The 26,106-nt window shown below is 69.3% G+C and carries 20 protein-coding genes and 1 pseudogene; 6 read left to right on the top strand and 15 right to left on the bottom strand.

Annotated features, from left to right (window positions below; translation table 11 throughout):
• Positions 1-52: 52 nt before the first annotated feature.
• The 5 genes from BLV01_RS09320 (at position 53) to coaE (ending at position 6,359) form a co-directional block, all read left to right on the top strand.
• Positions 53-1,759: a phosphoethanolamine transferase gene (locus tag BLV01_RS09320; protein ID WP_175485838.1), complete on the top strand. Its 1,707-nt coding sequence runs from the start codon at positions 53-55 to the stop codon at positions 1,757-1,759.
• Between the two features lie 77 nt (positions 1,760-1,836).
• Positions 1,837-3,564, top strand: a complete 1,728-nt coding sequence (pilB, locus tag BLV01_RS09315; protein WP_091797848.1) for a type IV-A pilus assembly ATPase PilB — start codon at positions 1,837-1,839, stop codon at positions 3,562-3,564.
• Positions 3,565-3,567: 3 nt separating this feature from the next.
• Positions 3,568-4,836, top strand: coding sequence for a type II secretion system F family protein (locus tag BLV01_RS09310; RefSeq protein ID WP_091797845.1), 1,269 nt, complete (start codon positions 3,568-3,570; stop codon positions 4,834-4,836).
• A gap of 19 nt (positions 4,837-4,855) precedes the next feature.
• Entirely contained in the window at positions 4,856-5,743 is an 888-nt protein-coding gene (locus BLV01_RS09305) for a prepilin peptidase (protein WP_091797843.1), read from the top strand.
• Between the two features lie 4 nt (positions 5,744-5,747).
• Positions 5,748-6,359: a dephospho-CoA kinase gene (gene coaE, locus BLV01_RS09300; RefSeq protein ID WP_091797840.1), complete on the top strand. Its 612-nt coding sequence runs from the start codon at positions 5,748-5,750 to the stop codon at positions 6,357-6,359.
• A 218-nt stretch (positions 6,360-6,577) separates the two neighbouring features.
• On the opposite strand, the gene BLV01_RS09295 is transcribed toward coaE, so the two are convergent.
• From BLV01_RS09295 to BLV01_RS09285, 3 genes are all read right to left on the bottom strand, one after another.
• A complete protein-coding gene (locus BLV01_RS09295; RefSeq protein ID WP_091797837.1) occupies positions 6,578-7,654 on the bottom strand; it encodes a Nudix family hydrolase in 1,077 nt (358 codons plus the stop codon).
• A complete protein-coding gene (gene secA / locus BLV01_RS09290; RefSeq protein WP_091797834.1) occupies positions 7,638-10,361 on the bottom strand; it encodes a preprotein translocase subunit SecA in 2,724 nt (907 codons plus the stop codon). The genes BLV01_RS09295 and secA overlap by 17 nt, the downstream gene beginning before the upstream one ends.
• A 467-nt stretch (positions 10,362-10,828) precedes the next feature.
• Positions 10,829-11,740, bottom strand: coding sequence for a M23 family metallopeptidase (locus tag BLV01_RS09285; protein WP_091797832.1), 912 nt, complete (start codon positions 11,738-11,740; stop codon positions 10,829-10,831).
• Here BLV01_RS09285 and BLV01_RS09280 point away from each other — a divergent pair.
• Positions 11,739-12,200 (top strand): DciA family protein, encoded by a 462-nt coding sequence (locus tag BLV01_RS09280; RefSeq protein WP_091797829.1) that lies wholly within the window; start codon positions 11,739-11,741, stop codon positions 12,198-12,200. The genes BLV01_RS09285 and BLV01_RS09280 overlap by 2 nt on opposite strands.
• Before the next feature lie 309 nt (positions 12,201-12,509).
• Here the strand turns inward: BLV01_RS09280 and lpxC are convergent, their stop codons facing one another.
• From lpxC to BLV01_RS09225, 12 genes and pseudogenes are all read right to left on the bottom strand, one after another.
• Positions 12,510-13,421, bottom strand: a complete 912-nt coding sequence (gene lpxC / locus BLV01_RS09275) for a UDP-3-O-acyl-N-acetylglucosamine deacetylase (protein WP_091797825.1) — start codon at positions 13,419-13,421, stop codon at positions 12,510-12,512.
• Between the two features lie 388 nt (positions 13,422-13,809).
• Positions 13,810-15,036 (bottom strand): cell division protein FtsZ, encoded by a 1,227-nt coding sequence (ftsZ, locus tag BLV01_RS09270; protein ID WP_091797822.1) that lies wholly within the window; start codon positions 15,034-15,036, stop codon positions 13,810-13,812.
• A 199-nt stretch (positions 15,037-15,235) separates the two neighbouring features.
• Positions 15,236-16,486 (bottom strand): cell division protein FtsA, encoded by a 1,251-nt coding sequence (gene ftsA / locus BLV01_RS09265; RefSeq protein WP_057948807.1) that lies wholly within the window; start codon positions 16,484-16,486, stop codon positions 15,236-15,238.
• Positions 16,487-16,542: 56 nt separating this feature from the next.
• Positions 16,543-17,226, bottom strand: a pseudogene (locus BLV01_RS09260) (cell division protein FtsQ/DivIB); the annotation flags it as partial.
• A complete protein-coding gene (locus BLV01_RS09255; RefSeq protein WP_091797816.1) occupies positions 17,223-18,200 on the bottom strand; it encodes a D-alanine--D-alanine ligase in 978 nt (325 codons plus the stop codon). The pseudogene BLV01_RS09260 and the gene BLV01_RS09255, both read right to left, overlap by 4 nt.
• The gene (murC, locus tag BLV01_RS09250) at positions 18,197-19,630 is read right to left on the bottom strand and encodes a UDP-N-acetylmuramate--L-alanine ligase (RefSeq protein ID WP_091798242.1); all 1,434 of its coding nucleotides are present in this window, start codon (positions 19,628-19,630) and stop codon (positions 18,197-18,199) included. Before murC ends, BLV01_RS09255 begins: the two co-directional genes overlap by 4 nt.
• Before the next feature lie 8 nt (positions 19,631-19,638).
• The gene (locus tag BLV01_RS26225; protein ID WP_175485837.1) at positions 19,639-19,809 is read right to left on the bottom strand and encodes a hypothetical protein; all 171 of its coding nucleotides are present in this window, start codon (positions 19,807-19,809) and stop codon (positions 19,639-19,641) included.
• A complete protein-coding gene (gene murG / locus BLV01_RS09245; protein ID WP_091797813.1) occupies positions 19,806-20,879 on the bottom strand; it encodes an undecaprenyldiphospho-muramoylpentapeptide beta-N-acetylglucosaminyltransferase in 1,074 nt (357 codons plus the stop codon). The genes BLV01_RS26225 and murG overlap by 4 nt, the downstream gene beginning before the upstream one ends.
• Positions 20,876-22,165 carry a putative lipid II flippase FtsW gene (ftsW, locus tag BLV01_RS09240; protein ID WP_091797811.1) on the bottom strand — a complete coding sequence of 430 codons (1,290 nt, stop codon included), beginning with the start codon at positions 22,163-22,165 and terminating at the stop codon, positions 20,876-20,878. Before ftsW ends, murG begins: the two co-directional genes overlap by 4 nt.
• Positions 22,165-23,250, bottom strand: a complete 1,086-nt coding sequence (gene mraY, locus BLV01_RS09235; protein ID WP_057948812.1) for a phospho-N-acetylmuramoyl-pentapeptide-transferase — start codon at positions 23,248-23,250, stop codon at positions 22,165-22,167. The genes ftsW and mraY overlap by 1 nt, the downstream gene beginning before the upstream one ends.
• Entirely contained in the window at positions 23,240-24,643 is a 1,404-nt protein-coding gene (gene murF / locus BLV01_RS09230; RefSeq protein ID WP_091797808.1) for a UDP-N-acetylmuramoyl-tripeptide--D-alanyl-D-alanine ligase, read from the bottom strand. Before murF ends, mraY begins: the two co-directional genes overlap by 11 nt.
• Entirely contained in the window at positions 24,640-26,100 is a 1,461-nt protein-coding gene (locus tag BLV01_RS09225; RefSeq protein ID WP_175485849.1) for a UDP-N-acetylmuramoyl-L-alanyl-D-glutamate--2,6-diaminopimelate ligase, read from the bottom strand. The genes murF and BLV01_RS09225 overlap by 4 nt, the downstream gene beginning before the upstream one ends.
• Between the last annotated feature and the right edge of the window lie 6 nt (positions 26,101-26,106).

Here is a 26,106-nt window from a genome sequence, read left to right as displayed (position 1 = left end):
CATCGTCTGATCGATGCGTTTAGCGTTGGTGCAACACCCGAAGCCCCGCCGCATGGCGGGGCTTTTTTATGGGCGGCTGCGCGATGTCGCGCTGGGCCTGCTGTTCCTGGCCTGCCTCGCCCCCGCAATCACCTTGCTGCTGTACTCCAACATCGCGTTGAACGCCGGCGAACGCGTCACGGTGATCGGCGCCAGCGCGCTCAGCTTGCTGGTGCTCTACGCCTTGCTGGAGCGCTTCCCGCGCGCGGCCTTGCTGCTGCTGGCCGGAGCGAGCGCCATCGCCTTGCTGGAAATCCGCTTCATCGCCGACTACGGCTGGCCGATCAACGCCAACAGCCTGTCGCTGATCGCCGAAACCAATACCGCCGAAGCACGCGACTTGCTCGGATCCTTGCCGTCCGGCCTGATCGCAGGCTGGGCCGCGGTCGCCGCGCTGACACTGGCGGTATGGCCGGGCGCAGCGCCGGCAACGCCGCTGCGGCGACGCCGCCGTATCCTCGTCTACAGCCTCGCCGGCTCGGCCGCACTCACCGCCCTGGCCTTCGTAAGCACCCCGGCGGCGGACGCCGAGGGCGACGACGCCATCTTTCCTCCGCAGATCTACGGACAGGCCCTGGCCTTGCGCGGCGCCTTCCCCGCGGGGCTGCCGTTCGTCGTGACCGATTACTTCCGCGAAAGACACGCCCTGAAGGTCGCCTACGAACGCAATCAGCGATTCCGCTTCGGCGCTACCGGCGCGAAGTCGGACCATCCGCGGGTGTTCGTGCTGGTGATCGGCGAGACCTCGCGCGCCGACCGCTGGGGCCTCAACGGCTACGCGCGCGACACTACCCCGCAGCTCGGCGCGCGCCACGACCTGATCGCCTTCAGGCACATGCTGTCGCCGTGGAGCTACAGCCGCCAGGCGGTTCCGACCATCGTCAGCAGGAAGCCGCCAAGCAACACCTCGGCCGTGTTCGACGAGGCCTCGATCGTCACCGCCTTCAAGGAAGCCGGCTTCCACACCACCTGGATTTCCCTGCAGGCGCCGGTCGGCTTCTTCGAGTCGCCGATCTCGATCCATGCCTACGAGGCGGACCAGGTCCTGTTCCTCAATCCGGTCGACTACACCAGCCACGGCAAGCCGGACACGGCCGCGATCCCGGAACTGGAAAAGATCCTGCGCGCCCCGCAGGGACAAGACCGCTTCGTGGTCATCCACACCCTCGGCAGCCATTTCCAGTATTCCAACCGCTATCCGCCCGAGTTCGCCCGCTATTTGCCCGATCGCCCGCGCGACCGGCCCGCGCGCCTGTTCGACCCCGGCGATCGCGAAGTGCTGTCCAACGCGTATGACAATTCCATCCTGTTTACCGATCACTTCTTGAACCAGGCGATCGCGTCGCTGGAACGGCACCCGGACGTGGAGTCGTGGCTGTTCTACTCCTCCGACCACGGCGAGGCCTTGTTCGACGATTGCCGCCAATACAGCGGACACGGGCAGTCGAGCCGGCAGAGCCATTCGGTGGCGTCGCTGTTCTGGGCGTCCCCGCGTTATGCGGCCGGACATCCCGAGTACCTGCGCAACCTGCGCGGCTACCGCGAGCGCCTGGTATCCACCGCGATGCTGTTCGAAACCTTGACCGACCTGGGCGGACTCACGGTGCCGGGCCGGCGCCAGGACAACAGCCTCGCCGCCCAGAACCTGCGCAAAGCCCAGGAAGTTGTGACCGTGTTCGACGATTCGGGCTGGAAATGCCCCACGCCCCAGGCGCCCTAGGCGATACTGGCTGATGCCGGAACCCTTGGGGAGGGTTTGCGGTAGAGTTTGCAGGGGATAGAAGGGGAAACTGCACCATGTCCGTGGCAACGACAGCCAACCTGGTCGGCATCACCGGCATCGTCCGGCGCTTGGTGCTGGACGGCGCCCTGGAAGACGCGCGGGCCCGCGAAGCCTTGGCGGCCGCCACCAGCGAACGCAAGCCGATCGCCGCGTATCTCACCGAACACCGCCTGGTCACGCCGAATCAACTCGCGGCCGCCCACTCGGTCGAGTTCGGCGTGCCGCTGTTCGATCCCAGCGCCATGGATCCGGGTCAGGCGGCGGTCCGCATGATCGGCGAAGACCTGATCCGCAAACACAACGCCCTGCCGTTGTTCAAGCGCGGCAACAAGCTCTTCATCGGCCTGTCCGATCCGACCAACACCTCGGCCCTGGACGAGATCAAGTTCCAGACCAACGCCGCCGTCGAGGCGATCCTGGTCGACGAAGACCTGATCCGGCGCACGCTCGATCGCTGGCTGGAGACCTCCGACTCGCTCGGCGATACGGTCGGCGACGGCGAAGGCCTGGAAACGCTGGAGATCGGCAAGGACGACGACCTGTCGACCAAGGGCGACAGCGGCATCGACGCCAAGGGCGACGACACCCCCGTCGTCAAGTTCGTCAACAAGGTGCTGGTCGACGCGATCCGCCGCGGCGCGTCCGACATCCACTTCGAGCCCTACGAAACCGACTACCGCGTGCGCCTGCGCATCGACGGCCTGCTCAAGCAGGTCGCCAAGGTGCCCAACAAGCTGCACTCGCGCATCGCCGCGCGCCTGAAGGTCATGGCGCAGCTGGACATCGCCGAGAAGCGCGTGCCGCAGGACGGCCGCATCAAGCTCAACCTGTCCAAGACCAAGCAGATCGACTTCCGCATGAGCACCTTGCCGACCCTGTTCGGCGAGAAGATCGTGCTGCGTATCCTCGACGGCTCCGCCGCCCGCCTGGGCATCGAGAAGCTCGGCTACGAGGACGACCAGAAGGAATTGTTCGTCGGCGCGGTGGTCAAGCCCTACGGCATGGTCCTGGTGACCGGCCCGACCGGCTCGGGCAAGACGGTGTCGCTGTACACCGCGCTCAACATCCTCAACGACGAGCAGCGCAACATCTCCACGGTCGAGGACCCGGTCGAAATCCGCGTGCCGGGCATCAACCAGGTGCAGATGAACGTCAAGCGCGGCATGACCTTCGCCGCCGCGCTGCGCAGCTTCCTGCGCCAGGACCCGGACGTGATCATGGTCGGCGAAATCCGCGACCTCGAGACCGCGGAAATCGCCATCAAGGCCGCGCAGACCGGCCACATGGTGCTGTCGACCCTGCACACCAACGACGCGCCGCAGACCATCGCGCGCCTGATGAACATGGGCGTGGCGCCGTACAACATCACCTCCTCGGTGACCCTGGTGATCGCCCAGCGCCTGGCCCGGCGCCTGCACGACTGCAAGCGCGAGGTCCACCTGCCCGAACACGCGCTGCTGGCCGAAGGCTTCACCCACGAGGAAGTCGCCGCCGGCATCACCCTGTTCGAACCGGTCGGCTGCCCCGACTGCACCGAGGGCTACAAGGGACGTACCGGCATCTACCAGGTCATGCCGATGACCGACGAAATCCAGGCGATCGTCCTCGAAGGCGGCAATGCGATGCAGATCGCCGCCGCCGCCCAGAAGTCGGGCGTGCGCGACCTGCGCCGCTCGGCGCTGGTCAAGGTGCTCAACGGCGTCACCAGCCTGGCCGAAATCAACCGCGTAACCAAGGACTAACCCATGTCCGCGACCCGTTCCGCCACTCGCGCCGCCGCCAAGACCGCCCCCCAGGTCCGCCGCGAAAATCCCCTGGCCCTGTTCGTATGGCAGGGCACCGACAAACGCGGCATCAAGATGAAGGGCGAGCAGGCGGCCAAGAACGCCAACCTGCTGCGCGCCGAGCTGCGCCGCCAGGGCATCACCCCGACCGTGGTCAAGCCCAAGGCCAAGCCGCTGTTCGGCGCCTCGGGCAAGCGCATCACTCCGAGCGACATCGCCATCTTCAGCCGCCAGATCGCGACCATGCTGAAGTCCGGCGTGCCGATCGTGACCTCGCTGGAGATCATCGGCGAGGGCCACAAGAACCCGCGCATGAAGACCCTGCTCAACGCCGTGCGCTCGGACCTGGAAAGCGGCCTGTCGCTGTACGAGGCGATGTCCCGGCACCCGGTGCAGTTCGACGAGCTCTACCGCAACCTGGTCAAGGCCGGCGAATCGGCGGGCGTGCTCGAGACCGTGCTGGACACGGTGGCGACCTACAAGGAAAACATCGAAACCCTCAAGGGCAAGATCAAGAAGGCGCTGTACTACCCGGCCACCGTCATCGCGGTGGCGATCCTGGTCAGCGCGATCCTGCTGGTGTTCGTGGTGCCGCAGTTCAAGGCGACGTTCCAGAGCTTCGGCGCCGACCTGCCGGCCTTCACCTTGATGGTGATCGGCATGAGCGAGTTCATGATCCAGTGGTGGTGGGCGATCCTCATCCTGGTGATCGGCGCCGGCGTCGCCTTCATCATGGCCAAGAACCGCTCGCTGGCGTTCTCCCACTTCATCGACCGGATGATGCTCAAGCTGCCGATCGTGGGCCAGATCCTGCACAACGCGGCCATCGCCCGCTTCGCCCGCACCCTGGCGGTCAGCTTCCGCGCCGGCGTGCCGCTGGTGGAAGCGCTCGACACCGTCGCCGGCGCGACCGGCAACGTCGTCTACGAGAAGGCCGTGCTGCGCATCCGCGACGACGTCTCGGTCGGCTACCAGGTCAACATGGCGATGAAGCAGGTCAACCTGTTCCCGCACATGGTGATCCAGATGACCGCGATCGGCGAAGAGGCCGGCGCGCTCGACACCATGCTGGTCAAGGTCGCCGAGTTCTACGAGCAGGAGGTCAACAACGCCGTCGACGCGCTGTCGAGCCTGCTGGAACCGTTGATCATGATCATCCTGGGCGTCATCGTCGGCGGCATGGTCATCGCGATGTATCTGCCGATCTTCAAGCTGGCCGCCACGATCTGATCGGCGATATCCTGCGCACATGGCATTCCTAGACCAGAACCCCGGCCTCGGGTATCCCCTCGCGGCCGGCCTCGGCCTGCTGCTCGGCAGTTTCTACAACGTCGTCATCCTGCGCCTGCCCAAGCGGCTGGAATGGCAGTGGAAGAAGGACGCGCGCGAAATCCTGGAACTGCCGGAGGTCTACGACCCGCCGCCGCCGGGGATCGTGGTCGAGCGTTCGCATTGCCCGCACTGCAAGCACCAGCTGGCCTGGTTCGAGAACATTCCGCTGTTCAGCTATCTCGCGCTGCGCGGCCGCTGCCGGCACTGCAAGACGCCGATCTCGATGCAGTACCCGGCGGTCGAGTTCATCACCATGCTGCTGATGCTGGCCTGCGTCGCCCGCTTCGGCTTCGGCTGGCAGGGCTTCGGGGCGATGGTGTTCACCAGCTTCCTGATCATCCTGTCCGGGATCGACCTGCGCACCCAGTACCTGCCCGACAGCCTGACCTTGCCGTTGATGTGGCTGGGCATCATCGCCGCCAGCGACAACCTGTATCTCCCGGTCAAACCGGCGGTGCTCGGCGCGATCGCCGGCTTCGGCAGCCTGTGGCTGGTCAACTGGATCTACAAGCAGTACCAGGTGGTGGTCAAACGGGTCAAAGACCCGCGCGACGGCATGGGCGGCGGCGACTTCAAGCTGCTCGCCGCGATCGGCGCCTGGGTCGGGCTCAAGGGCGTGCTGCCGACGATCCTGATGTCCTCGCTGGTCGGCGCGGTGATCGGCTCGATCTGGCTGGCGGTCAAGGGCCGCGACATGGGCGTGCCGATCCCGTTCGGGCCGTACCTGGCCATCGCCGGCTGGATCGTGTTTTTCTGGGGCGAGAACCTGCTGCAGGCCTACCTGTCCTACTCCGGACTGCGCTGAATCCATGGCCGCGTTCTGCGTCGGCGTCACCGGCGGGGTGGCCTCGGGCAAGAGCGAGGTCACCCGGCGTTTCGAGGCGCTGGGCATCGCGGTCGCCGACGCCGATCTCGCCGCGCGCGCCGCGGTAGCGCCCGGCAGCCCCGGGCTGGCGGAAGTCGCGGCCGCGTTCGGGCCGCAGGTGCTCGCTGCCGACGGCGGCATGGACCGCGCCGCGATGCGGCGCCTGGTGTTCAACGACGAAGCCGCGCGCAAGCGCCTGGAAGCCATCGTCCATCCGCGCGTGCGGGCCATGCTGCAGGCGCAGTGCGCGCAAGCGCCGGGCGCCTACGCGATCGCGGCGATCCCGTTGCTGGCCGAAGGCGGGCGCGAGGCCTATCCGTGGCTGCAGCGGGTGCTGGTGGTCGACGTGCCGGTCGCGGTGCAGCAGGCGCGGGTCATGCAGCGCGACCGCATCGACGCGGAACTGGCCGCGCGCATGATCGCCGCGCAGGCCACGCGCGAGGCGCGGCTGGCGATCGCCGACGACATCGTGGTCAACGACGGCTCGCTGGAAGCGCTGCAGGCGCAGGTGGAAGCGCTGGACCGGCGGTATCGGGCGATGGCGGCGGCGCAGTGAGCGCGGCGGCCTGAGGCAAGAGCGTCGGGCCTGAAGGCCCTCCCACAACAGCCCGTCACCCGCGGCCCTGACGCGGCAGACGGCACGGCTTTTGTGGGAGGGCCTTCAGCCCGACGCTTTGCGATCCGAACCCAGCGAAAGCCACGGCCCGGCGAACGATCGCCGCTCCCGCCCCGCTGCCTTGCGCGTACTTGCGGACTAACCCAACCGCCCGGCCCTCAAGCCGGCCACAGGCTGCGGATCGCCGCCACGCCCTGCGCGCCATGCCTGCGCGCCTCGTCGAGGTCGTCCGGCCCCAGCCCGCCGATCGCGTAGATCGGCAGCGACACCGACTCGCGCAGCGCCGCGAACGCCTCCCAGCCGATCCCGAGCACGCTCGGATGGCTCGGCGTCGGCTTGACCGAGCCGACCACGGCGAAGTCGCAGCCCAGCGCCTGGGCCGCGCGCAGTTCGTCGGCATCGTGGCAGGACGCCGCCAGCGGCAGGCCGGAGGCGAGCGGACGCTCGCCCAGCCCACGCAGCTGCGCGGCGCGCAGGTGCAGGCCGACGCTCAGCTCGCGCGCCAGTTCGAGATCGGCATTGATCAGCAGGTCGGCCTTGGCCGCGCGGCAACGCTGGGCCGCGGCCGCGGCGAGCTGTCGCCAGCGCGCGGGATCGGCGGCGGCCAGCGCCGGCGCGCGCAGCTGCACGCGCCGGGCGCCCGCGGCCAGGGCCGCGGACAGGCCCGCCAGCCAGACGCCGTCGTCCGCGGGCTCGGGCGTCACCAGGTAGCGTTCGGGTTGCTCCAGCGCCGCCACCACCGGCCGGTCAGCCGGCGGCATCGCATAGCTGGCCAGCTTGTGCGGCGGCACCCAGGCCAGGGCCTGGCCCTCGCGGCCGCGCGCGCTGCCGCGCCAGGCGCGCACGTGGCGCACGTCCAGCACCAGGCGCTTGTCGGGATAGATCTGCGGCACACGGATCAATTCGGCGCCGATCTCGGCATCGATGCCGAGCTCTTCGTGCAGCTCGCGGCTCAGCGCCGCCTCGGCCGTCTCGCCGGGCTCGCGCTTGCCGCCCGGGAACTCCCACAGGCCGGCCAGGTCGCGGCCTTCGGTGCGGCGGGTCAGCAGGACCCGGCCGCGCGCGTCGCGGACGACGCCGGCGACGACCTCTATCCGGCGGGATGGAGGATTGGGGATGCGCGACCCGGCAACGGCGGCCGCAGCCGCCGCCGGCGGTTCGGGATCGGCCTGGGCGGCTTCGCCGGCCCCGGATCCCGAATCGCGGCCTGGGGCCGTATCAGCCCAACTGCCCATGGCAATGCTTGTACTTCTTGCCGCTGCCGCAGGGGCAGGGATCGTTGCGGCCGACATTGGCGAAGGCGTCTTCGGCCAGCTGCACCTGCTCGGCTTCCTCGTCGGCGCCGTAGCCGCCGGCGCTGGCGTGCTGGAACTGCATCTGGCGCAGCTGCGACTCGGCCTGGGCGCGTTCCTGCTGCTCCAGCGCGGCGATCTCTTCCTCGCTCTGGATGCGCACGCGCGCCAGGATCGTCACCACCTCGCGCTTGACCTTGTCGAGCATCTCCGAGAACAGCTCGAAGGCTTCCTTCTTGTATTCCTGCTTGGGCTGCTTCTGCGCGTAGCCGCGCAGGTGGATGCCCTGGCGCAGGTAGTCCATGCGCGCCAGGTGCTCCTTCCAGTTCTGGTCGAGCACGTTGAGCATGATGTGCTTTTCCAGCATGCGCATGGTCTCGGTGCCGAGCTGCTGCTCGCGCGCGGCGAAGTGGCCGTCCACCGCCTCGTGCACCTGGCGCGCGACGCCCTCGGCGTCGAGCTCCTCGGCCTTGGCAGCGGTCTCCACCAGCGGCACCTGCACGCCGAACTCGGAGGCCAGCACGGTCTGCAGGCCCGGCAGGTCCCACTGCTCGTCGACCGAATCGGCCGGCACGTGGCGCTGCACCAGCTCGGCGACCACGTCGCCGCGGATGCCGTCGACGTTCTCCTGCACGCTCTCGGCTTCCAGCAACTCGTCGCGCTGGCCGTAGATGACCTTGCGCTGGTCGTTGTTGACGTCGTCGAAGTCGAGCAGGTTCTTGCGGATGTCGAAGTTGTGGGCCTCGACCTTGCGCTGCGCGTTGGCGATCTGCTTGGTCACCAGCGGGCTTTCGATGATGTCGTCTTCCTTCAGGCCCATGCGCGCCATCACCTTCTGCACCCAGTCGGCGGCAAAGATGCGCATCAGGTTGTCTTCCAGCGACAGGTAGAAGCGCGAGGAGCCCGGGTCGCCCTGGCGGCCGGCGCGGCCGCGCAGCTGGTTGTCGATGCGGCGCGACTCGTGGCGCTCGGTGCCGACGATGTGCAGGCCGCCGGCGGCCTTGACCGCGTCGTGGCGCTGCTGCCACTCGGCCTTCAGGCGCTTGTGGGTGACCTCGTCGACCGGCTCGCCGTTGTTCTGCGCGGCCAGGTCGGCCAGCTCGGACTCCAGCGAACCGCCGAGCACGATGTCGGTACCGCGGCCGGCCATGTTGGTGGCGATGGTGATCGCGCCCGGACGACCGGCCTGGGCGATGATGTTGGCCTCGCGCTCGTGCTGCTTGGCGTTGAGCACCTCGTGCGGCACGCCGGCGGCGGTGAGCTGCTGGCTCAGCATTTCCGACACTTCGATCGAAGTGGTGCCGACCAGCACCGGCTGGCCGCGCTCGTGCGAGGCCTGGATCTCGGCCAGCACCGCGCGGTACTTGCCGTTGCGGTTGAGGAACACCTGGTCGGAGTGGTCCTTGCGCTGGGCCGGACGGTTGGTCGGGATCACGATCACTTCCAGGCCGTAGATGCTCTGGAATTCGTAGGCCTCGGTGTCCGCCGTGCCGGTCATGCCGGCCAGCTTCTTGTACATGCGGAACAGGTTCTGGAAGGTGATGCTCGCCAGGGTCTGGTTCTCGCGCTGGACCGGCACGCCTTCCTTCGCCTCGACCGCCTGGTGCAGGCCGTCGGACCAGCGCCGGCCCGGCAGGGTGCGGCCGGTGAATTCGTCGACGATCACCACCTCGCCGTCGCGCACGATGTAGTCCACGTCGCGCTGGTAGATCGCGTGGCCGCGCAGCGCCGCGTTGAGGTGGTGCACGACCGAGATGTTCTGGCCGGCGTACAGCGATTCTTCGTCGCCGATGATGCCGGCCTTGCGCAGCAGGTCTTCGGCGTGTTCCTGGCCGGCTTCGGACAGGTGCACCTGCTTGCCCTTCTCGTCGACCCAGTAGTCGCCGTCGCCGTCTTCCTTCTCCTGGCGGGTCAGCGAGGGGACGATGCGGTTGACCTTGATGTACAGCTCCGGCGACTCGTCGGCCGGGCCGGAGATGATCAGCGGCGTGCGCGCCTCGTCGATCAGGATCGAGTCGACCTCGTCGACGATCGCGTAGTGCAGGCCGCGCTGGAAGCGGTCGTCCTTCGACAGCGCCATGTTGTCGCGCAGATAGTCGAAGCCGAATTCGTTGTTGGTGCCGTAGGTGATATCGCTCGCGTAAGCGGCGTGCTTATCGGCATGGTTCATGCCCGGATACACCACGCCCACGCTCAGGCCGAGCCAGTTGTAGAGCTTGCCCATCCAGGCCGAGTCGCGCCGGGCCAGGTAGTCGTTGACCGTGACCACGTGGGTGCCCTTGCCTTCCAGGGCGTTGAGATAGACCGGCAGCGTGCCGACCAGGGTCTTGCCTTCGCCGGTGCGCATCTCGGCGATCTTGCCCAGGTGCAGGACCATGCCGCCGATCATCTGCACGTCGTAGTGGCGCATGCCCAGCACGCGCCTGGACGCCTCGCGGCAGACCGCGAACGCCTCCGGCAGCAGCTTGTCGAGCGACTCGCCGTCGGCGATGCGCTTCTGGAACTCCGGCGTCTTGGCCTGCAGCTGCGCGTCGGAGAGCTTCTCCATCTCCGGCTCGAGCGCGTTGATCTTGACGACGGATCGTTGCAGTTGGCGCAGCAGGCGATCGTTGCGGCTGCCGAAAACGCGGGTAAGCAAGCTGTTGAGCATGACGGGTCCGTGTAAAGCGAAACGGGGTTGCGCGGGCGGGACGTGTTAAGAACGCGTTGCCGCCGGCAAGTTCCCCAGGAATCCAGAGGACCGCCCGATCGCGGCGTCCGAACCCCGCACAACGGGGGTCGTAAAACGCGATCGGGGGCGCCATGCGCCCCCGATCGGATCGAGCCTGGTCTTTGGCCACACGCATTCTAGCGTGGGGGGCGACCTGAACGGTATCAAGGGGGAAAAGCGACGGAGGAATGTGGGACTTTGCCCAATTCCACAGTTCGCGAGTCAGTCCTCACGGGCTGGTTGCGCATCCGGCCGGCCGCAGGAGCGGCCGGGTTCGGCAGGCCGCGAGGCCAGTGGCTTGCTGAAGTCAGGAGGCCCAGTCCAGAGCTGAGCCTTGCGAACCCGGCCGGCCGCGGAGCGGCCGGCGTTCAGCGGACCGCGAGCCAGTGGCTCGCAAGCGGTCCGCTTCACCCCCTCAGCGGCGACTGCTGGTTGAGGAACTTGATCGGGTTGACCACCCGGCCGTTCTCCCACACCTCGAAATGCACGTGGGCGCCGGTGGAACGGCCGCTGGAACCGGCCTTGGCCACTTCCTGGCCGGCGCGGACCAGCTCGCCGACCTTCATCAGCAGGCGCGAGTTGTGCGCGTAGCGGGTCACGTAGCCGTTGCCGTGGTCGATCTCGACCACGTTGCCGTAGCCCGAGCGCACGCCCGAGTAGCTGACCACGCCGTCGGCCACCGCCAGCACCGGGTCGCCGACGTCGGCCTCGAAGTCGATGCCCTTGTGGAACGCGGCGCCGCCGTTGAACGGGTCGGCGCGGCCGCCGAAGCCGGAGGTGATGTAGCTGTTGGCGATCGGGGCGCGCGAGGGCACCGCGTTCATGTCGATCTGGCGGTTGAACAGCAGCGACTCCAGCACCGTCAGCTGCTCGCCGGAGGCCTTGAACTGCTGCTTGAGCTGGTCCATGCCGCTGTCGAGCTCGGGCTTGGACATGTCGCGGACCGGGCCGGCGCCGCCGACGCCGACCGGCTTGTTGAAGTCGAATTCGCCGTCCTGGAGCTGGCCGATCCGGGTCAGGCGCTCGCCCAGGGCGTTGAGGCGGTTGGCCTCGGCCTGCAGCTCGCCCATGCGCGCGGCCAGGGCGTTGATCTCGCGTTGCGCGTCGCGGCGGGTGGCGGCGATCTGGTCGTGCTGCTGGGCCAGTTCGGCGCGTAGCATGCGGTTGTCGGCGATGCCGGCGCCGGCGCCGACGCACACGCCGGTGCCCAGCAACAGCGCGATCGCCAGTGCGGGACGGCGGGCGCCGGCCCGGCCGCACTGCTGGAAGAAGCTGCCCAGCCGTTCGCGCGTGTGCTCTACGATGGATTGATAGGTCATGAGTCCGATGTCTGATTCCAAGCCCAAAAGGCCGCCTTCGCGCCGCCCTTCCACTCCACGCATCGCCCTGGATGCGTTGATGGAGGACACCGCCGGCAACCCGATCAAGCGAGCCCTGTGGCTCGACGATCTGGACCTTCGGTTACGCCCCTACCTGCCGCCTTCGCTCGCCGCGCACGCGCGGCTGGCCAACTTCGAACGCGGCAGGCTCGTGTATGTCGTCGATGCTCCGGTGTGGCGCGCCAAATTGCGGCTGGCCGCACCGGAAATGCTCGACGCAGCCCGGTCCGTCGGACTGAAAGCGGCCGAACTCGTCGTCAAGACGACGATCCCGCAGCCGGCGGCAGCACCGGTGCGACAGGCCAAACCCCTGTCGGCCGCGACGCAGAAAGCGCTGCAGGCCGCGTTGGATTCGCTGCGCGACCCCGATGATTCCAAGGGCCGCGGCGACGCCAACTGACTGCTCGGGCGGTTCGCGCGGGGGGCGTTCCGATAGGGGCCGAGAGCCGGGTCGGGGCATCCTACTGGCCCATCTCGCGGGGTTTGTTAAGCGATCGGAAGCATTCCGGAAAAGTTTCGTTAGAAAAACGTTAATCCGTCACGTCTCGTTCACGAGTGTGATCTGGTTAACGTTCCTGACTTTTCTGGGCCGGCGTCATGGGCCGACAGTGACGCGCGTTCAGGTTGGAACGCGGAGCGATTGGGCAGAACCCGGCGCACATGCGGGGCATGGGCAGGGGTCGAAGCCGCACCTGCCGCCGGCCAGGCCTCAGGCGAACGCGGCCTCGCCGCCGTAGGCGACCGGACCTTCCTCGGTCTCGGGGTAGCTCACCAGTTCCCAGGCCGAACGCTCGGCCAGCAGCGCGCGCACCAGCTTGTTGTTGAGCGCGTGGCCGGACTTGTAGCCCTCGTAGGCGCCGACGATGGCGTGGCCGGCCAGGTACAGGTCGCCGACCGCATCGAGGATCTTGTGGCGGACGAACTCGTCGGCGTAGCGCAGGCCGTCGTCGTTGAGCACGCGGAACTCGTCGAGCACGATCGCGTTGTCCATCGAGCCGCCCAGGCCGAGGTTGCGCTCGCGCATGTATTCCAGGTCGCGCATGAAGCCGAAGGTGCGGGCGCGGCTGACTTCGCGGATGTAGTTCTGGGTCGAGAACTCGACCTGCGCGCGCGACTGCGAGGCCGGGATCGCCGGGTGGTCGAACACCACGGTGAAGCCCAGGCGGAAGCCGTCGAACGGCTCGAAGCGGGCGACCTTGTCGCCGTCGCGCACTTCCACCGGATGCTTGATGCGGATGAAGCGCTTGGGCGCGTCCTGCTCGGCGATGCCGGCGGACTGCAGCAGGAACACGAACGGGCCGGCCGAGCCGTCCATGATCGGCACTTCCGGCGCGGACAGCTCGACATAGCAGTTGTCGATGCCCAACCCGGCCATCGCCGAAAGCAGGTGCTCCACGGTCATGACCTTGCCGACGCCGTAGGTCAGGCCGGTGCACAGCGTGGTCTCGGTGACCAGGTCGGCGCGCGCGGGCATCTCCACCACCGGGTCGAGATCGGTGCGGCGGAACACGATGCCGGTGTCGACCGGCGCCGGACGCAGGGTCAGGAAGACCTTTTCGCCGCTGTGCAGGCCCACGCCGGTGGCGCGGATGACGGTCTTGAGGGTGCGCTGGCGCGACATGGGAATGGGGCTTTCCACGAAACGGGGCGGATTCTTATTGGCGATCGGCCCGCGCGGCCGCAGCGGCGCGCAAGGGCGGAACAGCTATTTGGGGTCGCTATCAAACCGCGCAAGATTAGCACGCGGGTTCCTGAACCTGAACGGAAAGGACACACTGTCCCGCCGTTGTCAACAGCGCGATTCAAACTGACCGGTCGGCCCGCGTCGCGGGCCGACCGGCCCAAAGGCCCCGGCGCCTGAGCGCCGGGGCAAGGTGCCCTGGGGACCGGGGACGAGTCCGGTCCGGGGATGCCGCTGGCCCAGGCGGGCGACGGACGCCGGCAACAATCCGCGGCGCGGACGGTAGCCCCGTCCGCACCCGATCTGGCCGCGCCCTGCCCGCCCGGCCTCAGTCCGCCTGGCGGCGCAGGAACGCCGGGATGTCCAGGTAGCTGTTGTCGCTGCCGAAGTCCGCCACCGCCGGGCCGGTCGGCTCCTGGCGGGCGCTGCCGCGCAGGTTGCCGCCGAAGCTCGGCATCGGCGCGTGGCCGACGTCGTCCATCGCCGAGAACTCGGGCTGGCCGGTGGTCGCGTTGCGCACCAGTTGGATCGGCGCGCGCTGCGCTTCGCGCTCGAAGCCGTGGCCGCTGCCGCGCACCGACTGCTTGGCGACGACGCGGTTGAGGCCGGTGGCGACCACGGTGACCTTGACCTCGTCCTGCATGTCCGGGTCGAGCACGGTGCCGATGACCACGGTCGCGTCTTCGGAAGCGAAGTTCTCGATGGTGCGGCCGACTTCGTCGAACTCGGCCATGGTGAAGTCCGGGCCGGCGGTGATGTTGACCAGGATGCCGTTGGCGCCGGCCAGGTTGACGTCGTCGAGCAGCGGGTTCTGGATCGCCGACTCGGCCGCGGCCTGGGCGCGATCGTCGCCGCGCGCGGCGCCGGTGCCCATCATCGCCAGGCCCATCTCGCTCATCACGGTGCGCACGTCGGCGAAGTCGACGTTGATCAGGCCCGGACGCACGATCAGGTCAGCGATGCCCTGCACGGCGCCGAGCAGCACGTCGTTGGCGGCGCGGAAGGCCTGGATCATGGTCGCGTTGCGGCCGAGCACGGTGATCAACTTCTCGTTCGGGATCGTGATCAGCGAATCGCAGTGGTGCGAGAGTTCCTCGATGCCCTTGAGCGCCACCTGCATGCGGCGGCGGCCCTCGAACGGGAACGGCTTGGTGACCACGGCGACGGTCAGGATGCCCATCTCCTTGGCCAGCTGCGCCACCACCGGCGCGGCGCCGGTCCCGGTGCCGCCGCCCATGCCGGCGGTGATGAACACCATGTCGGCGCCGGTCAGCGCGTCCATGATGCGCTCGCGGTCTTCCAGCGCGGCCTGGCGGCCGACTTCCGGATTGGCGCCCGCGCCCAGGCCCTTGGTGACGTTGCTGCCGAGCTGCAGCTGCAGCTTGGCGCCGCAGTTCTTGATCGCCTGCGCGTCGGTGTTGGCGGTGATGAACTCCACGCCGTCGACGTTGCCGCTGACCATGTGCGCCACGGCGTTGCCGCCGCCGCCGCCCACGCCCACGACCTTGATGACCGCGTTCGGGGCCATTTTTTCAACCAGTTCGAAATGTGCCATGTCCTCGTCCTCTTTGAGCCGGGATTTTGGGATTGGGGATGCGGTGTTCGCAAAGCGCGACCCGACCCTCCATCACTTTCCCGGCGTTTATGGTTTTTATGTTTGAACAACTAAACGACGTACCGCTTCGTTACGACTTCCGTGTTTGCCCTGTTCCGCTTTTGCGCTTGCCTCTAAACGAATCGCGAATCGCGGCCGTTCAAAACTCGCCGCGATACCAATTCTTCAACTTGCTCAGGAAACTGCCGGCGCGGCCGGTGGAGATCACCGGGCGGCGCGGGTTCTCGATCTGGCTGCCCATCAGCAGCAGGCCGACGCCGGTGGCGTGGACCGGGTTGCCGACCACTTCGCCCAGGCCGGTGACGTGCTGGGGAATGCCCACGCGCACCGGCATCTGCAGCATTTCCTCGGCCAGCTCGACCACGCCTTCCATCTTCGCCGCGCCGCCGGTCAGGACCATGCCGGCGCGCACGTGATGCTCGAAGCCCGAGCGGCGCAGTTCGGCCTGGATCATTTCGAAGATCTCCTCGTAGCGCGCCTGCACCGCCTGCGCCAGCGAGTGGCGCGGCATGCGCCGCGGCGGCCGGTCGCCGACGCTGGGCACCTGGATGGATTCCTCGGCGGTCGCCATCTGCGCCAGCGCGCAGGCGTAGCGGACCTTGATCTGCTCGGCCTCCGGGGTCGGCGTGCGCAGCATGTGGGCGATGTCCTCGGTGACCTTGTCGCCGGCGATCGGCAGGCTCGCGCTGTGGGCGATCGCGCCCTGCACGAACACCGCGATGTCGGTGGTGCCGGCGCCGATGTCGACCAGGATCACGCCGAGCTCGCGCTCGTCGTTGGTCAGCACCGCGTTGCTGGAGGCCAGCACGCCGAGGATCAGGTCGTCGACCTGCAGGCCGCAGCGCTGCACGCACTTGCTGATGTTGGCCGCGGCCGACTGCGCGCACACCACCAGGTGCGCATGCACCTCCAGGCGCACGCCGGTCATGCCGACCGGGTTGCGGATGCCTTCCTGCGAATCGTCGAGCACGTAGTCGCGCGGGATCGCGTGCAGGATCTTCTGGTCGGCCGGGATCGCCACCGCCTTGGCCGCTTCCAGCACCCGGTCGAGATCGCCGTAGGTGACCTCGCCGTCGCGGATCGGGGCGATGCCCTGCGAGTTGCGGCACTGGATGTGGTTGCCGGAGATCGAGGCGTAGACCGAGCGGATCTCGCAGCCGGCCATCAGCTCGGCTTCCTCGATCGCGCGCTGGATCGATTGCACGGTGGATTCGATGTCGACCACCACGCCGCGCTTGAGCCCGCGCGATTCGTGCGAACCGATGCCGATCACCTCGATCGGGTTGCCAGGCCGGCCGTCGGAGGGCGTGTACTCGCCGACCAGCGCCACCACCTTGGAGGTGCCGATGTCGAGGCCAACGATGAGCGACTTGTCGCCTTTGCGGTTCATGACTGTCCTTGCTGCTTCGGTGCGGCCGCCGGCGCCTGTTGCGCGGGCGCCCACGTCAGCGAAAAACCATTGGTGTAGCGAAGATCGGCGCGCTCGATCACCTGCGCCTTCTGCGCGGTGAGCTGCGGCAGCATGTGCACGAAGCGGCTCAGGCGCGAACGCTGCTCGGTGCGGCCGATCACGATCTGCGCGCCGTTGCTCAGGCCCATGGTCCAGCTGCCGCGCTGGTCGACCTCGACGTCGCGCACTTCCAGCCCCACCGGCGCGAACAGCTCGCGCGACTCGTTGTACAGCGCCACCACGTCGGCGACCCGGCTCTCGGGCCCGCCGAACTGCGGCAGCTTGTCCGGCACCTGCAGGTCCTTGCCGATCGGGAACAGGCGGCCCTGTTCCGACAGCAAACGGTCCTGGCCCCAGCGCGCGAACGGCTTGTGCTCGACCACGGTCACTTCCAGCACGTCCGGCCAGCGCTTGCGCACTTCGGCGCGCTCGACCCACGGCAGCTTCGACACCGCGTCCTGCGCCTTGGGCAGGTCGACCGCGAAGAAGCCGCGCTGGGCGTAGGGCAACAGGGTCTTGCGCAGCGCCGCCGCGTCCACCCGCTCGAACTCGCCGGTCACGCGCAGGCGCTTGAGCGGCCACTGGTTCGCGCCGATCCAGCCGTTCAACACGGCCACGACCGGCAGCGCCACCAGGACCAGCGCCAATGCCCATCCGACGAGTCGCAGCAGGGCGTTCACGCCGCGCCACCTCCCGCGGTCACGGTGGCTTCGAGCACGCGCCAGCACAGTTCGTCGTATTCGATGCCGACCTGGCGCGCGGCCTTGGGCACCAGCGAGTGGCTGGTCATGCCCGGCGCGGTGTTGACTTCGATCAGGTAGAACTTGCCGTCGCGGTCGCGCATGAAATCGACGCGGCCCCAGCCCTTGCAGCCGGCGGCGACGAAGGCCTGCATCGCCAGGCGGCGGATCTCGTCTTCGGCGGCGCCGTCCAGGCCCGGACACAGGTACTGGGTGTCCTCGGCGATGTACTTGGCGTGATAGTCGTACCACTCGCCCTTGGGCACGATCCGGATCGACGGCAGCGCGGTGTAGCCGTCGCCGTCGATCAGCACCGCCACGGTGAGTTCGTCGCCGACGATCATCTGCTCCATCAGCATCTCGCCGGGATAGCGCGCGGCCAAGTCGACGGCCTGGTCGATGTCGGCATCGGCCAGCACGCGCGAGACGCCGACGCTGGAGCCTTCGCACGACGGCTTGATGATGACCGGCAGGCCGATCTCGCGCGCCGCCGCGTGGACGTCGTCGCCCTTGGCGATGCGCTTGAAGCGCGGGGTCGGCAGGCCGGAGCCGATCCACACCTGCTTGGTCCGGATCTTGTCCATCGCCAGGGCCGAGCCGAGCACGTCCGAACCGGTGTAGGGCACGCCGAGCGCTTCCAGCACGCCCTGCAGCACGCCGTCTTCGCCGCCGCCCTTGTTGCCGTGCAGGATGTTGAACACCCGGTCGACCGCGCCGGCGCGGATGCTTTCGACCAGCGCGGGGATGCCGTCGACCGCGAACGCGTCCACGCCGCGCGAGCGCAGCGCGTCGAGCACGCCGCGGCCGGAATCCAGCGACACCTCGCGCTCGGCGCTGGTGCCGCCCATGAGCACGGCGACGCGGCCGAACGCGGCCGGATCGGTGACGCGCAACGCGGCGAACTTCACACTCACTTCGACTCTCCTTGGAAACCGGTGGTGGCCAGCTGCTGGGCCGCGGCGCCGATGTCGCCGGCGCCCATCAGCAACAGCAGGTCGCCGTCGTTCAATACGTCCGGCAGCACGCCGGCGAGGTCGCCGGCGGCGCCGACCACGACCGGGTCGATGCGGCCGCGCGCGCGGATCGCGCGCGCCAGCGACTTGGCGTCGGCGCCGGCGATCGGCGCCTCGCCGGCCGGATAGACCTCGGTCAGCACCAGCGCGTCCACCGACGACAGCACCGCGGCGAAGTCGTCGAACAGATCGCGGGTGCGGCTGTAGCGGTGCGGCTGGAACGCCACCACCAGGCGCTTGTCCGGCCAGCCGCCGCGGGCGGCGGCGAACACGGCTTCCAGCTCCTTGGGGTGGTGGCCGTAGTCGTCGACCAGCTGCACGGTCGCGCCCTTGTCGGTCTTGATCTGCGCCAGCAGGTTGAAGCGGCGGCCGATGCCGGCGAACTTCTCCAGCGCGCGCGCGATCGCCTCGGGCTGCACGCCCAGCTGCCACGCCACCGAGGCCGCGGCCAGCGCGTTGAGCACGTTGTGCCGGCCCGGCAGCGCCAGGGTCACCGCGGTGCGGGTAGCGTCGGGCAGGCACAGGGTGAAGCGCATCGCGCCGCCGTCCTGGCTGACGTCCTCGGCGCGCACGTCGGCCTCGGGGCTGAAGCCGTAGGTCATCACGTGGCGCGGGGTCTCCGCGGCCAGCCGGGCGACGTTGGCGTCGTCGATGCACAGCACCGCCAGGCCGTAGAACGGCAGCCGGTGCAGGAATTCCTCGAACGCGGCCTGGACCTTGGCGAAGTCGCCGCCGTAGTTCTCCAGGTGGTCGGCGTCGATGTTGGTGACGATGGCGATCTGCGGGTTCAGGCGCAGGAAGCTGCCGTCGCTCTCATCGGCTTCGGCCACCAGCCACTGGCCGCCGCCGAGGCCGGCGTTGGCGCCGGCGGCGAGCAGCTTGCCGCCGATCACGAAGGTCGGGTCGATGCCACCCTCGGCCAGCACGCTCGCGGCCAGCGAGGTGGTGGTGGTCTTGCCGTGGGTGCCGGCGACGGCGATGCCGCGGCGGAAGCGCATCAGCTCGGCCAGCATCTCCGCGCGCGGCACCACCGGGATGCGCTGGGCGCGCGCTTCCATCAGTTCCGGGTTGTCGCGCTTGATCGCGCTGGACACCACCACGCAATCGGCGCCGAGCACGTTCGCGGCGGCGTGGCCGCGGTGCACGGTCGCGCCCATCGACGCCAGCCGCCGGGTCACCGCGTTGTCGGCCATGTCGGAACCCGACACCTGGTAGCCCAGCGTGCACATGACTTCGGCGATGCCGCTCATGCCGGTGCCGCCGATGCCGACGAAGTGCACGCGCGGGAACGCCTTGGCCAGGTCGCCTGTGTGTTGCAGACGGCGGCGCAGGGCGGTGCTCATGGCGTGGTGTCCGAAGTAAGGGATTGAAAGTTGCGGATCGAAGAACGGGACATGTCGCGCGCGCCTGAAGGGGCGCGCAGAGCACGCAGTTCGCGTGAAGCCGCGAAGAAGACGCGGCCTTCGATCGCGCGGATCCTCGCCGCGTTCTCGCGCTGAAGACGCTTCATCGCGCCACCTCCAGCACCGCGTCCGCCACGCGCTCGGCCGCATCGGGCTTGGCGATCGCGCGCGCCGCCTCGGCCATCTGCAGCAGCACGCCGCGCTCGGCCAGGATCTCGATGGTCGCCGACAGGCGCGCGCCGAGATCCTCGCCGGCTTGCGGCAGCAACTGCGCCGCGCCGCGGTCGACCAGGTAGCGCGCGTTCTTGGTCTGGTGGTCGTCGACCGCCTGCGGGAACGGCACCAGCACGCTGCCGACGCCGGTCGCGCACAGTTCGGCCAGGGTCAGCGCGCCGGCGCGGCAGACCACCAGGTCGGCCCACGCATAAGCGGCCGCCATGTCGGCGATGAAAGGCTCCAACGACGCGGCGACGCCGGCCTTGGCATACGCCTGCTGCGCGTCGGCCAGCATCTTCTCGCCGCACTGGTGGCGCACTTCGCACGGCACCCGCCCGCGCAGGCCGGCGATCGCTTCGGGCACCGCGCGGTTCAAGGCGCGCGCGCCCTGGCTGCCGCCGAGCACCAGCAGCTTGAGCGGGCCGCTGCGCTCGGCGAAGCGTTGCGCCGGCGGCGCGATCGCGGCGATCTCGGCGCGCACCGGATTGCCGACCACCTCGTCGTGATCGCCGAACGTGTCCGGGAAGCCGGTCAGCACGCGGCGGGCGAAGCGCGACAGCACCCGGTTGGTCAGGCCCGGCGCGCGGTTTTGTTCGTGCACCAGCAGCGGCAGCCCGGCCAGGCGCGCGGCCAGGCCGCCGGGGCCGGCGGCGTAACCGCCGAAGCTGACCACCGCGCGCGGCTGGCGCTGGCGCAGCACGCGGCCGGCGGCGCGCACCGAGGCGGCGATGCGCAGCGGCGCGCGCAGCAACGTGCCCAGGCCCTTGCCGCGCACGCCGCCGATCGCGAGCGTGTCGATCTCGATGCCGTGCTGCGGCACCAGCCGGGTTTCCATGCCGCCGTCGGCGCCGAGCCACGAGACCGGGACGCCCCGCGCCCGCAGCGCCTTGGCCACCGCCAGGCCCGGGAAAATATGCCCGCCGGTGCCGCCGGCCAGGATCAACACCGGACGCTCGCTCATGCGGTCCTCCCGAGCGAGGGCTCGACCCGGTCGCGCAGGCGGCTGGTGCCGCGCGCGGCGCCCGCGGCGGCCGCAGCCGGCGCCGGGCTCGCCGTCGCCGGCGCGGCGCCGGCGGCTTCGCCGCGCAGGCGCGCGACCTGGCGCTGGGCGCGGTCGAGTTCGTAGGACACGCGCAGCAGCACGCCAAGCGCGGCGCAGCTCATCAGGATGCTGGAGCCGCCGTAGGAAATCATCGGCAGGGTCAGGCCCTTGGTCGGCAGCAGGCCCAGGTTCACGCCGATGGAGACGAAGCTCTGCAAGCTCATCCACAGCGCGATGCCGAAGGCGACATAGCCGGAGAAGTGGCGGCGCATCTCCACGCACTTCAGCCCGGTCCACAGCGCGCGCCCGGCCAGCAGCGCGTACAGGCCGACCACGGCGCACACGCCGGCGAAGCCGAATTCCTCGGCGATCACCGCCATGATGAAGTCGGTATGCGCTTCGGGCAGGTATTGCAGCTTCTGCACCGAGGCGCCCAGGCCGACGCCGGTCCACTCGCCGCGGCCGACCGCCATCAAGGCGTTGGTCAGCTGGTAGCCGGTGCCGAACGGGTCGCTCCAGGGGTTCATGAACGAGGTTAGGCGGATCACCCGGTACGGCTCGGCGATGGCGATCACCGCCAGCACCGGCAGGCCGATCAACACCGGGCCGAACATGCGCGGCATGTTGACGCCGCCGAGCACCAGCATGCCGGCGGTGATCGCCAGCAGCAGCGAGGACGAGCCGAAGTCCGGCTGCATCAGCAGCAGGCCGACCAGCACCACGGCCACGCCGATGGGCTTGAGCATCGCGCCCCAGGTGGCCGAGATGTCCTCGCTGAAGCGCTTGAGGTAGCTGGCCAGCCAGACGATGTAGAGCAGCTTCACCGCTTCCACCGCCTGGAAGCCGATCACCGCCAGGTTGATCCAACGCTTGGCGCCGTTGACCTGGCGGCCGATGCCTGGAATGAACACCGCCACCAGCAGCACCACGCACACCAGCAGCAGCCACTGGTTGTGCTGCTCGATGGTCTTGAGCTCGGTGCGCATCAACCAGAACCCCAGGCCCAGGCCGATGGCCAGGAACATCAAGTGGCGGGTCAGGAAGTAGAACGGATCGACGTCGTGGGTGTTGGCCACGCCCAGCGAGGCCGAGCCGACCATGATCACGCCCACGCACGCCAGCGCCGCGGACGCGGCGAGCAGCCACGGGTCGTAACGACCGTGGATCGCTTCGAGTCTCGTCGCCTGGCGCGCGGTGTTTTCCATCAGCGGACCTTGAGGGTGGCCAGGCCGACCAGCACCAACACCACCGAGATGATCCAGAAGCGCACGATCACGCGCGGCTCCGGCCAGCCCTTGAGCTCGAAGTGGTGGTGGATCGGCGCCATGCGGAACACGCGCTTGCCGGTCAGCTTGAACGAGGCGACCTGGATCATCACCGACAGCGTCTCGATGACGAAGATGCCGCCCATGATCACCAGCACCAGTTCCTGGCGCACGATGATGGCGATGGTGCCGAGCACCGCGCCCAGCGCCAGCGCGCCGATGTCGCCCATGAACACCATCGCCGGATAGGTGTTGAACCACAAAAAGCCCAGGCCGGCGCCGGCGATGGCCGCGCAGATGATCACCAGCTCGCCCGCGCCCGGCACCGCCGGGATCTGCAGGTACTTGGAGAACTCGGCATGGCCGGAGGCGTAGGCGAAGATGCCCAGCGCGCAGGCCACCAGCACGGTCGGCATGATCGCCAGGCCGTCGAGGCCGTCGGTGAGGTTGACCGCGTTGGAGAAGCCGACGATCCACAGGTAGGCCAGGGCGACGAAGCTCACCCCGGCCAGCGGCAGCGCCACCGACTTGAACAGCGGCACGTAGAAGGTCGTCGCCGCCGGCACGTCGGCGTACAGCCACAGGTACAGGCCGGCGGCAAGGCCGAAGATCGACTGCAACAGGTACTTCCAGCGCGACTTCAGGCCGTTGGGATCGCGCTTGACGATCTTGATCCAGTCGTCGTACCAGCCGATCGCGCCGAACGCCAGCATCACCAGCAACACGATCCACACGTACTTGTTGCGCAGGTCGCCCCACAGCAGCACCGAGGCCATCACCGTGAACAGGATCAGCGCGCCGCCCATGGTCGGGGTGCCGGCTTTGGAGAAGTGCGACTGCGGGCCGTCCTTGCGGATCGGCTGACCGCCCTTGAGCTGGCCGAGCTTGCGGATCACCGCCGGGCCCCACCACAGCGACAGCGCCAGCGAGGTCAGCGCGCTGAGGATGCCGCGGAACGTCAGATACCCGAAGATGTTGAACAGGCTTTGCAGCTGTTCGAGCCATCGAGTCAATTCAAGCAACATGCGTCGTGCCCTCCCCCGGCCGGTGTGCCGACAACAACGCCGTCACGATCTTGTCCATCGCACTGCTGTGCGAACCTTTCACCAACACCCGCACGCCGGCGGCGAGTTCCGCGCCCAGCGCGGCCGCCAGCTCGTCGTGGCCGGCGAACGTGCGCGCGCCGTCGCCGAACGCGGCGGCGGCCGCGGCCGGCAGCTCGCCCAGCGCGTACAGCCGGCGCAGGCCGGCGGCCTTGGCGCGGCGGCCGATCTCGGCATGCATGGCGACTTCTTCATTGCCGATCTCGCGCATCGCGCCGAGCACTAGCCAGTTCTCGCCGCCCATCTCGGCCAGGGTGTCGATCGCCGCGCCGGTGGAACCCGGGTTGGCGTTGTAGCTGTCGTCGATCAGCACCGCGCCGTTGGCCAGGCGGTGGACGATCAGGCGGCCATCGACCGGCTGCGCGGCGTTCAGGCCGTCGGCGATGTGCTGCAGCGACACGCCCGCGCCCAGCGCCAGCGCCGCGGCGGCCAGGGCGTTGCGCACGTTGTGGCGTCCGACCAGCTTCAGCGCGATCTCCACGCGGCCCAGCGCGGTGACGAGCGCGAACGTGGAACCTTCCGGCCCGACGCGAACGTCCGAAGCGGTGACCTCGGCGCTGGCGTCCAGGCCGAAGCGGATCACGCGGCGGCCGGCCGCGCGCTGCTCGAAGTAAGGCGCGAACGCGTCGTCGGCGTTGATCGCGGCCACGCCATCGGCCGGCAGCGCGTCGTAGATCGCCGCCTTGGTGTCGGCGATGCCGAGCAGGCTGCCCATGCGCTCCAGGTGCGCCGGGGCGATGTTGTTGACCAGCGACACGTCGGGCCGCGCCACCCGCACCAGGTAGGCGATGTCGCCGGGCTTGCCGGCGCCCATCTCGTAGATCGAATAGCGCGCGTCTTCCGGCGCGTCCAGCACCGCCAGCGGCAGGCCGATCTCGTTGTTGCGGTTGCCCGGGGTCGCGTAGGTCGCGCCGGCGCGCTCCAGGATCGCCGCGGTCAGCGCCTTGACGCTGGTCTTGCCGTTGCTGCCGGTGATCGCCACCACCGTGTTGCCGGCGCGCTGCGCCTGCACGCCGGCGGCGAGGTCGGCCAGCGCCCGCTCGGTGTCGGCGACGATCACCTGGGCGACGGGCGCGTCGATTTCGCGCGACACCAGCGCCGCGGCAATCGCGGTGTGGGCCAGTCCGGCGACATGGTCGTGGCCGTCGAAGCGCTCGCCCTTGAGCGCGACGAACAGCGCCGCGCCTGCGGCCGGCAGCGCGCGGGTATCGGTGCAGACGACGTCGATCGTGCTCTCTCGACCGCCTGCGCCGTCGGCGCCGTGCAGGCGGCCGCCGGTCAGGCGCGCGATTTCGCGCAGGCTCAAGCGCTTCATGCCCGAGCCTCCAGCGCGGCGCGCGCGACCAGGGTGTCGTCGAAGGGATGCCGCACGCCGTGGATTTCCTGGTAAGGCTCGTGGCCCTTGCCGGCCACCAGCACGATGTCGTCGGGGCCGGCTTCGGCGATCGCGCGCTCGATCGCGGCGCGGCGGTCGCGCAGCACCAGCGCGCGCTGCGGATCGCGGAAGCCCTGCAGGATGTCGGCGACGATGACGTCGCCGTCCTCGCCGCGCGGGTTGTCGTCGGTGACGATGGCCAGGTCGGCACCGTGCTCGGCGATCGCCGCCATCTGCGGGCGCTTGCCGCGGTCGCGCTCGCCGCCGCAGCCGAATACGCAGATCAGCCGCGCCTGCGCGTGCGCGCGCAACGAGGCCAGCGCCTGCTCCAGCGCATCGGGGGTGTGGGCGTAGTCGATCACCACCAGCGGCAGGCGGCCGTCGCCGCCGAGCCGGTTCATGCGGCCGTGGATCGGTTCGAGCTGCGACAGCACGCGCGCGATCGTCGCCGGTTCCTGCTCCAGCGCGTACAGCGCGCCGGCCACCGCCAGCAGGTTGTCGACGTTGAAGCGGCCGAGCAGGCGCGAGGCCACCGGGTGGGCCTTGCCGGCGACGACCAAATCGAAACCGATGCCGCGGCTGTCGAAGCCCAGCTTGTCCGCGCGCACGCTCGCGCCGGCCTGGCCGCGCGAGCTCAGGCCGATGCCGCGCACGCGCTTGGGCAGCTGCGCGAGCAGTTCGCGGCCGAACTCGTCGTCGAGGTTGATCGCCGCCGCCTTGAGCCCGTCCCAGCCGAACAACCGTGCCTTGGCCGCGCCGTAGCGGGCCATGTCGCCGTGGTAGTCCAGATGGTCGCGGGTGAGGTTGGTGAACACGCCGACGTCGAAGTGCACGCCGGCCACGCGGCCCTGGTCGAGCGCGTGCGAGGACACTTCCATCGCCACCGCCTGTGCGCCGGCGTCGCGCATGCCGGCCAGCAGTTCGTGCAGCGGCAGCACCAGCGGGGTGGTGAAGCCGTTCGGCACGACCTGCCCGTACAAGCCGGCGCCGAGCGTGCCGATGGTCCCGCAGGACACGCCGAGCAGGTGCCAGGCCTGCGCGATCAGCTGCACGGTCGAGGTCTTGCCGTTGGTGCCGGTCACCCCGACCACGCGCATCGCAGCGCTGGGACGGCCGTGAAAGGCATCGCCCATCTCGCCCAGGCGCGAACGCAGCCCAGGCACGGCGATGGCGTCGGCCGGCGCCGGCAGGTCGTCCGGCGCCGGCGGCTCGAACAGGATCGCCGCCGCGCCGGACGCGCGCGCCTGCTCGACGAACTTGAGCCCGTGCGCGCCGAAACCGGCGATGGCGACGAAGGCGTCGCCCGCGCGCACCGCGCGGCTGTCCATCACCAGGCCACCGATGCGCAGATCGCCGGGGATACCGGCGACGTCGGGCAGCAGCTCGGCCAGGAGCATCGAGCG

The organism is Lysobacter sp. yr284, assembly GCF_900107375.1.
Classification (GTDB): Bacteria; Pseudomonadota; Gammaproteobacteria; order Xanthomonadales; family Xanthomonadaceae; genus Lysobacter.
The sequence above is the reverse complement of the archived record's forward strand: the minus strand, read 5'-3'. Positions and strand labels throughout refer to the sequence as shown.